This window comes from Natrinema soli (assembly GCF_028618695.1).
The window spans coordinates 1-11,432 of the sequence record NZ_JAQIVI010000123.1 but is presented as its reverse complement, the minus strand read 5'-3'; the positions used below and the strand labels follow the sequence as shown (position 1 = coordinate 11,432).

Sequence of the window (11,432 nt, the reverse complement as noted above, 5' to 3'; positions counted from 1 at the left end):
CCGGCGGCCGGCAGCGACGCCACGGACGCCCGGTTCTGGACGCCGAGCGAGTTCGACGCCTCGAGCGAGACCTTTCGCCCGGTCCACGAGGAGCGGTTCCGTGAGGCTGCCGCCCCGCTCGAGTGAGCGCTGGCACTCGGGGAGCGAACGGATTCCGTCGACTCGGGGCGACGCGGGATCAGGGGATTCATTAGCGGGCCGACCCAGATTCGGACGATGAGCACACCGTCGTTCGCCATGGGAATCGCCGGCGGCACGGGAGCCGGGAAAACGACGGTCGCACGCACGGTCGCGGAGACCGTCGGCGAGGCGGTCACGCGGATTCCGATCGACAACTACTACGAGGAGCTTTCGCACCTCGCGTTCGAGGAACGTCGAGGAGTCAACTACGATCATCCCTCCGCGTTCGAGTGGGAACTGCTCCGGGAGCAACTCGAGACGCTGCTGTCGGGCCAGTCGATCGAGATGCCCCAGTACGACTTCGAGGTCCACAACCGCACGGACGAGCGCGTCACCGTCGAGCCCTCGGAGATCATCGTCCTCGAGGGGATCCTCGCACTTCACGACGAGGCGATTCGGGACCTGCTCGATCTGCGGGTGTACGTGATGACCGACGCGGACGTCCGCATTCTGCGCCGGATCGAACGCGACGTCATCGAGCGCGGCCGCGACCTCGAGGGCGTCATCGACCAGTACCTCGAGACTGTCAAACCGATGCACGAGCGGTTCGTCGCGCCGACGAAGAAACGGGCCGACGTGATCATTCCCGAGGGGGCAAACCGGATGGCGATCGACCTCCTGATCGAGAAGGTCCAGGCCGAACTCCCGGAGGGCTCGAGAGGACTCGACGTCTCCGACCGCGAGCTGTCGTTCACCGATCGGACGACGGACTGACCGCGTTCCCGTTCCAGTTTCGATTCCGGCTCGGCGAGACGCCGCGCCGAGACGAAACCCGACATTCCTTTACTCGAGCCCTGAATACGGGCGGGTATGTTCCTCTCCCTACGCGCGGAGGTCGAAGACGCCCTCGAGGGGGCGCTCTCGACGCTGGACTTTCCCACGGACGATCTGGGGATCGAAGAGCCGCCGGACGACGTCGAGAGCGTCCTCGCCTCGAGCGTGGCGTTTCGACTGGCCGGCGAGGCCGGCGCGCCGCCGCCGCAGGTCGCCGGACAGGTCGCCGAGGAAATCGACGCCGACGAACTGACCTACGTTTCGGACGTGCAAACGCAGGGACCCTACCTCAACTTCCTGCCGAGCGACGCCTACTTCGCCGAGACGCTGGAGACGGCGACCGGCGACACCTACGGTAGTCTGTCGGACCGCGAGGAGTCGGGCTTCGTCGAGCACACCAGCGCGAACCCGACGGGACCGGTCCACGTCGGCCGCGCCCGGAACCCGATCATCGGCGACGCCGTCGCCAACCTGCTCGCGTACGCCGGCTACGACGTCGACCGGCACTACTACGTCAACGACGCCGGCCGGCAGATGGCCGTCTTCGCCTGGGCCTACGAGACGTTCGACGAGGCGGATCTTGACGAGCCGCCCGAGCGCGACCGCATCGAGTACGACCTCGTGCGCTACTACCGCAAGGGGAACGCCTACCTCGAGAACGCGTCCGACGCCGAAGTCGAAGCGGCCGAAGCCGAGATCGAATCGATCATGCAGGGCCTCGAGGCGGGCGACGACGCGGCCTACGAGCGAGTGAGCGAAGTCGTCGATCAGGTGCTCGGCGGTATGACGGAGTGTCTCGCGCGCCTCCCCGCCGAGTTCGACGAGTTCGTCAAGGAGACGCGGTTCATGCGCAACGGCGACACCGACGACCTCGTGGGACGACTGAAGGAACTCGACGAATCGGTCTACGAGGAAGACGCCTGGCAGCTCGAGCTCGAGGACCACGGCATCGACAAAAATCTCGTCTTCCTGCGCTCTGACGGCACCTCGCTCTATGCGACCCGGGATCTGGCCCACCACGAGTGGAAGTTCGACGAGTACGACCGCGCGGTGACGGTGCTGGGTGAGGACCACAAGCTACAGGCCAAGCAGGTCCGGACGACCCTCGAGTTGCTGGGCAACGAGACCGACCAGCTCCGACAGGTGCTCTACTCGTACGTCAACCTCCCCGAGGGGAAGATGAGCACGCGACAGGGCACCGGCGTCGATCTGGACGATCTGCTCGACGAAGCGATCGATCGCGCCCGCGGAGAGGTCGAGGACCGTCTCGACGACCGCATCCGGGACGACGATCTGGACGAGACCGACATCGAGCGCATCGCCCATCAGGTCGGGATCGGCGCGGTCCGCTACGACATCGTCTCCAAGCAGCCGACGAAGGCGATCACTTTCGAGTGGGACCGCGCGCTGGACTTCGAGGCCCAGTCCGCGCCCTACGTCCAGTACGTTCACGCGCGCTGTTGTGGTATCCTCGAAGAGGCGGGGATCGATCCCGAGACCGGCATGGCCGACGTCGAGACCGCCGTCGACGCCGATCTGCTCGAGACGGACGCGGAACGGGACCTCCTCGAGACGATCGCGCGGTTCCCGGCGGTCGTCGACGAGGCCGCCGACGACCTCGAGCCCCACCAGATCGCGACCTACACCCGCGAGTTCGCGGACCGGTTCAACGGCTTCTACCGGGAGTGTCCGGTGCTCGCGGACGACGTCGATCCCGACGTCCGCGACGCGCGACTCGCACTGGTTGCCGCCTCGAAACACGCGGTCGCCAACGCGCTGTCGATTCTGGGCGTGGCCGCACCGCGCTCGATGTAGTCTCGCATTTCGCTGGCCTCGGTCTCGCGTCTCCCAACGCGTTCTGCCCGCTCAGTCCTCGACGGCCTGCTTCAGGATCAGCGGTGTCGAAATCGTATCGAAGACGGCTATTCCGAATACGAGGAGTTGCGTCGTCCCCTCCAGAACGAGGAGTCCGATAGCAGCGACCATAGCACCACTGGAGAGACCGATTCCCCATCGGACGGCCGGATTTCTCAAGTCCATATTCCATCTCAAATCGATTCCGGTAAAATAGTTACTATATTTATGTTTCGGATAGAGATGCGGTTCCAGGTTCTCAGCGGCCGTTTGCTCGACGGTATTCGACGAGCGGACGCGATCGTCACGGAAAGCGATTGGCGATACGCACAGCTACACGGTCAGTCGGGTTCCGAAAGAACGGGAGGTCACCGGGCGATCGCAACGGGAACGCTACTGCGTCTCGCCGACGGTATCGAGGACGCGATCGACGAACTCGCTCTCGTCCATCTCGCCGTTTATGAACGCGAGCGCCCACTGCACGTCGACGTAGAACGACATCACCTTGGCCCCGTCCTTCTCGAGCACCCAGGTGACGCTGTTGACCGCGGCCACGAACGCCTCGGGATCGGAGATCGCGCGAGTAATGTCGTTTGCGAGCGACTCGAGCTCGGCCATCAGTACGTCGGGATCGGTTGTCGTCGTCGTCGCGACGATATCGACTTTGTCGCCGTCTTTGTTGACGTCCTTGATCGAGATCTTCTCGCTGTCGATCTTCAGTTTGTCCGGATCGAGACCGGGAATGTCGGGTTCATCGGTGCCGTCGCTGCCGTCAGACCCGTCAGTTCCGTCGCTTCCATCGTCCCCGTCGTCTCCGAGCGACTCATCGTTGTCGTCGTTCGGGTCGGACTCGTCGCCGGTTTCGTTGCTCGAACAACCCGCGAGCATGGTTGCGAGTGCTGCGCCACTGCCGAGGAGGATTTTTCGTCGCTCCATGGGCGAGGCATCGAGAACCGCCGTGATTAGTAATCAGTTCGTTACTATCTCGAACGCTGAAACGCCGTCGTTTCGACTCGAGAATGAACGGAGAGCGGCTCGTAGCGTTTCTCTACACCGATACCGACGACGATACCGACCGGTCAGACGCCTCATAATTCATTGCAGGCTGTCGAAGTACCACTATTCCACCTCCGCCGGAGGGATCTCGTCCGATCGGCAAAACGGCGTGATGAACAGTGGGCGCGGGCAGGAGTCGACGGTTTAGGCTGTTCATACCGCCGGAAATCGTGCGCACGACGGGGACGATCGCTCGTCAGTGATCCGATTCGGCTTCCGTGATCGCGCTCGAGACATCGTCGTGTGCCGCCTCGCGCTCGTCGGTATCGTTCGCATCGTCACCGCCGTCCGCATCGTCACCACCGCCCGCATCGACCTCGTCACCGCCGCCCGTGTTCGGTTCGGCCGCCGATTGTTCGGCGTCGGTGGACGCGGTATCCCCGTCACCGTCGTGGTCGGGCTCCGGAACGTCGATCTCGAGCCCGGTCAGATCGGCCGTGAGGCGGCGGTAAGCGACGGCGGCGGGCCCGTCGGGCTCGAAGACGACCAGCGGCGTCCCGGCGTAGACGCTGTCACGAGCCGCGGGATCCTCGGGAATCGTCCCGAGGAGGGACACCTCGAGGCGGTCGCCGAGTTCGTCGTGGGAGACGTCGCCGTCAGGCCGGGTGCGGGTGAGGACGAGGCCGGCGACCTCGCCGCCCGCACGGTCGGTCAGTTCGATCGTCTTCTTCGTGTCGTGAACGGCCGCGGGTTCGGGCGTCGAGACGAGGACGACGGCGTCGGCCAGTCCCAGGGGGAGGACGGTCTCGTGGCTGATGCCGGCGCCGACGTCGAGGAAGACGTAGTCGAATCGTGATCGCAGTTCCTCGACGACGTCGCGCAGCCCCTCGGGAGAGGTTTCGGCGTACTCGTCGAGGCTGGTTCCGCTCGGGACGGCGACGATGCTGTCCGCGAGTCGATAGGTGGCGTCGTCGATCGATGCATCTCCGGCTAACACGTCGTGAAGGGTGGTCGAATCGGGAGTGAGACTGACGAATCCGGCGAGGTTCGCCATGCCGAGATCGACGTCGACGATGGCGACGCGCTCGCCGGCCTCTGCGAGGGCCGTGCCGAGGTTGACTGTCGTCGTCGTCTTCCCGACGCCGCCTTTCCCGCTCGCGATGGCGTAGACCGTCTCATGAGACATACTCGGATACTGTCCGGACTGTAGAACGGCACCACCTTAAATCGTGACCACACCTCCCTCGTCGTTACAGGGGAAATCACGTCGGCGACAGCGTCCCGCGCGTTCCGCTTCGACTCGGGTGCTGGCCCGCGTCGACGGGGACTGTGACGACCACTCGTCGGCAGCCAGTACTCTCGTCATCGATCGGCAAGCGGTCCCACGTTGGCAGGTGTGTCAAAGGATTCTTACCCACAGCCCCGTTTTATACGGCTAATGAGCCAGGAGGGCGAGCAGGAGCACTCGGACCGGAAAAAGTACGAGTTCCGGAAGGTCATCGAGGACCTCAAGGACTACGACGGCTCCGGAACGCAGCTCGTGACCATCTACATTCCCGACGACAGACAGATCAGTGACGTCGTCCAGCACGTCACGCAAGAACACAGCGAAGCGGCCAACATCAAGTCCAAACAGACCCGAACGGCCGTCCAGGACGCGCTGACGAGCATCAAGGACCGGCTCCGGTACTTCGACACCTTTCCGCCGGAGAACGGCATCGTGCTCTTCTCCGGTGCCGTCGACTCCGGCGGCGGCCGCACCGATATGGTCACGAAAGTCCTCGAGAGTCCGCCCCAGCCCATCGAGTCCTTCCGCTATCACTGCGACTCGGACTTCCTGACCGAGCCGCTCGAGGAGATGCTCGCCGACAAGGGCCTCTACGGTCTGATCGTCCTCGATCGCCGCGAGGCCAACGTGGGCTGGCTGAAAGGCAAACGCATCGAACCGGTCAAGTCCGCCTCCTCGCTGGTTCCCGGCAAGCAGCGAAAGGGTGGCCAGTCCGCCCAGCGATTCGCCCGCCTGCGACTCGAGGCCATCGACAACTTCTACCAGGAGGTCGCGGGGATGGCGAACGACCTGTTCGTCTCGCGACGCCACGAACTCGACGGCATCCTCGTCGGCGGTCCCTCGCCCACCAAAGACGAGTTCCTCGACGGCGACTACCTCCACCACGAACTGCAGGACTCCGTACTGGGCAAGTTCGACGTCGCCTACACCGACGAATCAGGCCTGAAGGACCTCGTCGACAACGCCGAAGACGCGCTCGCCGACGCGGAGGTGATGAAGGACAAGAAGGTGATGGAGGAGTTCTTCGAGGAACTCAACGCCGGCGACCTCGCGACCTACGGCTTCGAGCCGACCCGCCGGAACCTGATGATGGGGTCGGTCGACCGCCTCCTGATCAGCGAGGATCTCCGGAAGGACGTGATTACCTACGACTGTCCCGACTGTGGCACCACCGAGCGCGAGGTCGTCGACCGTCGGAAGTCGACGCCGACACACACCTGTACCGAGTGTGGCACCGACGTCGAGGCGACCGAGGAGGATCGCGAGGACGCCATCGACCACCTCATCGATATCGCCGAACAGCGCGGCACCGAGACCAAATTCATCTCGACGGACTTCGAGAAGGGCGAACAGCTCCTCAACGCCTTCGGCGGTTTCGCCGGGATCCTGCGGTACTCGACCGGCGTCTAAGGCCTCTGCTCGGGCTACTCGCGACCGTTGATATCCTTGCTGCTCTTCCTACCAAAGCAGTCAGTAACGGGTTGCGGTGTGTCACCCGCACTGATCAACCGGTATGCGGTGACGCGCGCTGTCGGCGAGGCGCGACGAGCACGATATCGGAGGTCTCGCAGACCATTCGAGCGGCGTTTCCGCGCGAAGACGACGGGAACGCCTCGAAAGCGAATAGCGCGGGACCGGAGGTCCTGCGAACCATCCGAACGGTGCGCGGTTCGGAGCGAACAGAGTGAGCGAGAACCGCGGGAATGCGAACGGTGAGCGAAGCGAGCCGTGAGCGAACACAGTGAGCGAGAACCGCGAGGTGAACGGGAAACGACGTGACCCGTCGCCGAAACCCAAGGAGATTAACACCGCGTCGGTGAACCATCGACCATGTCACTTTCAAACCGACGCGCACTCGTCACGGGCGGAGCCGGTTTCATCGGTTCTCACCTCACCGAGCGCCTCCTCGCGGACGGCGCGAACGTCCTCGTTGTCGACGACCTTTCAAACGGCGACCGCGACCGCGTCTCCGACGACGCCGACTTTCTCGAGGCCGATCTCACTGACCCCGACGCACTCGCGGGCCACCTCGAGAACGTCGACCTCGTCTTCCACCTCGCGGCGTCGAAACACGTCGACACGGACCGGCCTCACGGCCAGTTCGACGACAACACGCGGATGACTCGGAACATCCTCGAGGCGATGGCCGACGCCGACGTGACCGAGATCGCCTACACCTCCTCCTCGACGGTCTACGGCGAGGCGCCGCGGCCGACGCCCGAGGACTACGCGCCCCTCGAGCCGATCAGCGCCTACGGAGCGAGCAAGCTGGCCGACGAGGGGTTACTCTCGGCGCGGGCCCACAGTCACGACCTCACCGTCTGGAACTTCCGATTCGCGAATGTCGTCGGTCCGCGCCTCCGCGGGGCGGTGATCCCGGATTTCATCGAGAAGCTGCAGGACGACCCCGAGCACCTGACGATTCTCGGCGACGGCCGACAGGAGAAGTCCTACCTCCATCTCGAGGACTGTCTCGACGCGATCTGTCACACCGTCGAACACGCCGACGACGCCATGAATACGTACAATCTGGGCACGCGAACGACGACCTCGGTCGACCGGATCGCGGCCATCGTCGCCGAGGAACTGGGGGCCGATCCCGATCGCGAGTACACCGGCGGCGAACGGGGCTGGACCGGCGACGTGCCGAAAATGCGGCTCTCGATCGAGAAGCTCTCGGCGCTGGGCTGGGAGCCCCGCCTCTCGAGCGACGAGGCGGTCCGACGGTCGACGCGTGAGATCATCAACGAACTGAGCTGAGGGGGCTCCTGCAACTGTTGTCTGCTGTGAAACTCCACCCCCGAATCGGGGTGCTGCGGGCTATAGTAGCCACTGAAAGTCAATGCACACCCGACGCGCGACAACTTTGCGATCGGTGTGTAAATCGTTTCAGTTGGTACTATAGTATCGTCCGACCGGATCAGTGCCCGAAACAATTGATTACGCGGACTCGAGCGGTTCGACCAGCGACGGCTCGTCCGTCGACGGATCGTTCACCGCCGTCGACACCGGGTACGCCCGCATCCCGTCGGCCGGATACGGCTCGAGCAGTTCCTCCGCATCCTCGCCCGATAGCCACCGCTGCTCGGCAGCGGGATCGAGGATCACCGCCATCCGGTGATGGAGGTCCGCGACGAGGTCGTTCGGCTCGGTCGTGATAACCGTGAACGTCTCGAGCGGGCCGGAATCGCGGCCCTCGTCGACGCCGCCGCCGAACGCGCCGAGCCCCGTCTGAGTCGTTTCCGGTTCCCAGCGTTCCCAGAGGCCAGCCATCGCGAACATCCGGCCGTCCGCGAAGGTGACTCGATGCGGCTGCTTCCCGTCGTCCGTCTCGACCCACTCGTAAAACCCGTCCGCCGGAACGAGGCACCGTTGACACTCATATGCGTCTTGGAAACTCGGCTTCTCGTCGACGGACTCCGCCCGCGCGTTGATCAGTCCGCCGCTGTCGTCGTCGGCCCACGAGGGAACCAGCCCCCACTCGAGGCGCTGGAACGTCTCCGGCTCCTCGTTCGTGATCACCGGCAGCTCCTGCCCGGGAGCCATGTTGTACCGCGGCGTGAACCGCGATCCCGGTTCCGAATCGGTCTCGGACGCACCGTCCCGAAACCGGGCGTCGAATCGGGTCTCGAGGTCGTCCTGCTCGACGACGAGCGTGTAGCGACCGCACATACTCGATTATCGGGTCGCGAGGCCAAAGGGTTGTCCAGTCACTGCCGCTGTGACATTTCAGTAGCGATTAGACTCGGTGTTCACTGCCGCTCGACGCCGCGAAACATCAGTCCGGATACGCCCGCTTACAGTAGTATGAAGCGCTTACCCCGATCCGTGCGACTGGTACGGGCCTCGTTACGATATCCGATCCCGGTGGAGTCGATAGCGGGGTCATCATGACGGATCAATACGAAATGGTGGTGTGTCAGAGCGGCAATCTGGAGCTCAGAGATCCGGATGACCCCGATTGCTGGATCGCGACCGATTCGCCGATCGAACTCGAGCGGTAACGCCTCTCCCCGTACCCCTCCCCTTCCGACCGTACTCAGTCGCTCAGTAGCGACGTTGACAGCCACCGCTTTCGTTCACTGACTTACAGAGACAGTATACGCCAGGACAGGGATTTGAACCCTGAATCCCAAAGGGAACACGCTTTCCAGGCGTGCGCCTTACCATTCGGCCATCCTGGCTCAGGTCATCCTAACCGCGTCCGTTGTTTAACTGTTACGAGATGTGCTCACTCCTTCGCGCGATTCACCGCCCGCGCAGCGAGTTGCGGCTCGAGCAGGTACGCTCCGGCCCCCGCTCCGAGACCGACCAGCAGTCCGATCCCCAGCGCCTGCGCGAGCGTCACGATCGGTTCCGCGAGCAGGGCGTAGCCCTGAACGAGCACCAGAAACGACAGGAAGCCGACGATCCCCCACAGGAACGCGGATTTGGCCCGCGAATCGATCCCCATTTTCTTCGACGGATAACCGCTCACGACGGACTCACTCCGTCTGGTCGACGGACGCGACGGCTTCGATTTCGACGCCGACGCCCTTCGGAAGCGCGGCGACCTCGACGGCGCTGCGGGCCGGCGGCTCGTCGTCGAAGTAGTCGGCGTAGGCCTCGTTCATCGCCTCGAAGTCGTCGATATCCTCAAGGAAGACGGTGACCTTGAGGATATCTTCGGCGGACGCACCCGCTTCGTCGAGGACGGCGTCGAGGTTGTAGAGGGCCTGATCGGTCTGGTTCTCGATTGACTCGTCGTCGAGCAGGTCACCGTTTGCCGTCATGGGAATCTGACCGGCGGTGAACAGTAGCGAGCCGTTGCTGGTCGCCTGGCTGTAGGCACCGACCGCGGCCGGCGCGTCGTCGGTTTCGATGATTCGTTTCATGCTCACAGTCTTGCACCGAGACGGCTTAAAAGCGGGCGAAGTCGAGTTTGCACCTCCGATCGACGGAGACGATCGGTCGAACGGAGAGAACGATCAGTACGGCAGTCTCGTGAGTCGGTCAATACGACAGGACAGTATCCGAATGATACGAAGATGGTTTTGGAAAGATACATTCATGTCGGATGGAAAATGATATGATTGTGGAACGAGAGAGCGGGTAGTATGGACGCTCGTTCCTTCCTTCAGTTTTTTGTAACGGTGTACGTGTTGATCATAGCTGTGCTTATGATAGCAGCAGTAGTGTTTCCACCCGATCCGTTCGCGCAAATCGTGTATGCTGCGCCGATGTTGCTACTCGTACCACTCATCTCGTACATCCTCACGTATAAGAACGGCATCGCTTATCTCAGAATGAGACTCTAACACGGTTCATACGGTGACTGGACGGAAAGTCCACGATAGATTGGGAGAGGACGTCCGGCACTAGGCGAGCACGTCGACCTCGTAGCCCGCGTCCCGGAGCGCCGTCAGGAACTCGTCGACGTGGTCGGGACCGCGCATCTCGAGTTCGAGTTCGACTTCGGTGTCGCTCATCTCGACGTTGCGGGAGGTGTGATCGTGATGGATGGCGTAGATGTTCGCGCGGTGTTCGGTAAAGATGTCCAGGAGGTCGTCGAGTGCCCCCGGGCGGTCTTTCAGGACGGTCCTGATCTTCAGATAGCGGCCGGTCTCGACCAGTCCGCGGACGATGACGTTGGCGAGCGTGTTGAGATCGATGTTCCCGCCGCAGAGCGCGGGGACGATGACCTCGTCCTCGACGTAGTCGAATTTCTCGAACAGGACCGCGGCGAGCGGGACCGCACCTGCGCCCTCGACGAGAGTCTTCGAGCGCTCGAGCAGGTAGACCAGCGCGACGGCGATCTCGGGATCGGAGACGGTGACGACCTCGTCGACGTACTCCCGAATGTAGGGGAACGTCTGCTCGCCGATACTCCGGGTCGCGATCCCGTCCGCGATCGTGTCGACCTCGTCGATCGAGACGCGTTCGCCCTTTTCGAGGGACGCGGCGGCGCTCGAGGCACCGTCGGCCTGTACCCCGATCACGCGAACGTCGGGACGTTGCTCCTTGATCGCGACCGCGATGCCGCTGATGAGACCGCCACCGCCGATCGGAACGACGACCGTTTCGACGTCGGGGCAGTCCTCGAGGATCTCGAGGCCGATCGTCCCCTGGCCGGCCATGATGTACTCGTCGTCGAACGCGTGGACGTAGGTCCGGCCCTCCTCGCGCTCGAGCTCGTGGGCGCGCTCGGCGGCCTCGTTGTAGTCCCGCCCGGAGAGGACGACCTCCGCGCCGTAGCTCTTGGTCGCCTTGACCTTCGAGATCGGTGCGTGTTCGGGCATGACGATCTTCGAGTCGACGCCCGATCGCGTGGCCGCGAGCGCGACCCCCTGCGCGTGGTTGC

Annotated in this window: 12 protein-coding genes, 1 tRNA gene and 1 pseudogene; 6 read left to right on the top strand and 8 right to left on the bottom strand. The window is 63.6% G+C overall.

The window, feature by feature from the left end; all coding sequences use genetic code 11:
* The 3 genes and pseudogenes from PGX04_RS08500 to argS form a co-directional block, all read left to right on the top strand.
* Nucleotides 1-126 (top strand): annotated as a pseudogene (locus PGX04_RS08500) (NUDIX hydrolase); the annotation flags it as partial.
* A gap of 90 nt (nt 127-216) precedes the next feature.
* Nucleotides 217-894: a uridine kinase gene (gene udk / locus PGX04_RS08495; protein ID WP_273738112.1), complete on the top strand. Its 678-nt coding sequence runs from the start codon at nt 217-219 to the stop codon at nt 892-894.
* A gap of 96 nt (nt 895-990) precedes the next feature.
* Nucleotides 991-2,769: an arginine--tRNA ligase gene (argS, locus tag PGX04_RS08490; RefSeq protein WP_273738111.1), complete on the top strand. Its 1,779-nt coding sequence runs from the start codon at nt 991-993 to the stop codon at nt 2,767-2,769.
* A gap of 51 nt (nt 2,770-2,820) precedes the next feature.
* Here argS and PGX04_RS08485 read toward each other — a convergent pair whose 3' ends face one another.
* The 3 genes from PGX04_RS08485 to minD form a co-directional block, all read right to left on the bottom strand.
* Entirely contained in the window at nt 2,821-2,994 is a 174-nt protein-coding gene (locus PGX04_RS08485; protein WP_273738110.1) for a hypothetical protein, read from the bottom strand.
* A 207-nt stretch (nt 2,995-3,201) separates the two neighbouring features.
* A complete protein-coding gene (locus PGX04_RS08480) occupies nt 3,202-3,744 on the bottom strand; it encodes a DUF8159 domain-containing protein (RefSeq protein ID WP_273738109.1) in 543 nt (180 codons plus the stop codon).
* 316 nt (nt 3,745-4,060) lie between these two features.
* A complete protein-coding gene (gene minD / locus PGX04_RS08475) occupies nt 4,061-4,990 on the bottom strand; it encodes a cell division ATPase MinD (protein ID WP_273738108.1) in 930 nt (309 codons plus the stop codon).
* Nucleotides 4,991-5,242: 252 nt separating this feature from the next.
* On the opposite strand from minD, the gene prf1 reads away from it, so the two are divergent.
* Nucleotides 5,243-6,502, top strand: coding sequence for a peptide chain release factor aRF-1 (gene prf1 / locus PGX04_RS08470; RefSeq protein ID WP_273738107.1), 1,260 nt, complete (start codon nt 5,243-5,245; stop codon nt 6,500-6,502).
* A gap of 420 nt (nt 6,503-6,922) precedes the next feature.
* Nucleotides 6,923-7,852 (top strand): NAD-dependent epimerase/dehydratase family protein, encoded by a 930-nt coding sequence (locus tag PGX04_RS08465; protein ID WP_273738106.1) that lies wholly within the window; start codon nt 6,923-6,925, stop codon nt 7,850-7,852.
* Nucleotides 7,853-8,032: 180 nt separating this feature from the next.
* Here the strand turns inward: PGX04_RS08465 and PGX04_RS08460 are convergent, their stop codons facing one another.
* The 4 genes from PGX04_RS08460 to PGX04_RS08445 form a co-directional block, all read right to left on the bottom strand.
* Nucleotides 8,033-8,764, bottom strand: coding sequence for an SOS response-associated peptidase (locus PGX04_RS08460; RefSeq protein ID WP_273738105.1), 732 nt, complete (start codon nt 8,762-8,764; stop codon nt 8,033-8,035).
* Between the two features lie 431 nt (nt 8,765-9,195).
* Nucleotides 9,196-9,276 (bottom strand) — tRNA-Ser (locus PGX04_RS08455).
* Between the two features lie 47 nt (nt 9,277-9,323).
* Complete coding sequence (locus tag PGX04_RS08450) at nt 9,324-9,569, bottom strand: DUF7981 family protein (protein WP_273738104.1); 246 nt, start codon at nt 9,567-9,569, stop codon at nt 9,324-9,326.
* Between the two features lie 7 nt (nt 9,570-9,576).
* Nucleotides 9,577-9,966: a Rid family detoxifying hydrolase gene (locus PGX04_RS08445; protein ID WP_273738103.1), complete on the bottom strand. Its 390-nt coding sequence runs from the start codon at nt 9,964-9,966 to the stop codon at nt 9,577-9,579.
* A gap of 222 nt (nt 9,967-10,188) precedes the next feature.
* Between PGX04_RS08445 and PGX04_RS34550 the strand changes: the two genes are divergently transcribed.
* Complete coding sequence (locus PGX04_RS34550; protein ID WP_425498444.1) at nt 10,189-10,389, top strand: DUF7534 family protein; 201 nt, start codon at nt 10,189-10,191, stop codon at nt 10,387-10,389.
* Between the two features lie 60 nt (nt 10,390-10,449).
* Here the strand turns inward: PGX04_RS34550 and ilvA are convergent.
* Nucleotides 10,450-11,432, bottom strand: a 983-nt coding sequence (gene ilvA / locus PGX04_RS08440; RefSeq protein ID WP_273738102.1) for a threonine ammonia-lyase, incomplete at its 5' end; no start/stop codon positions are given.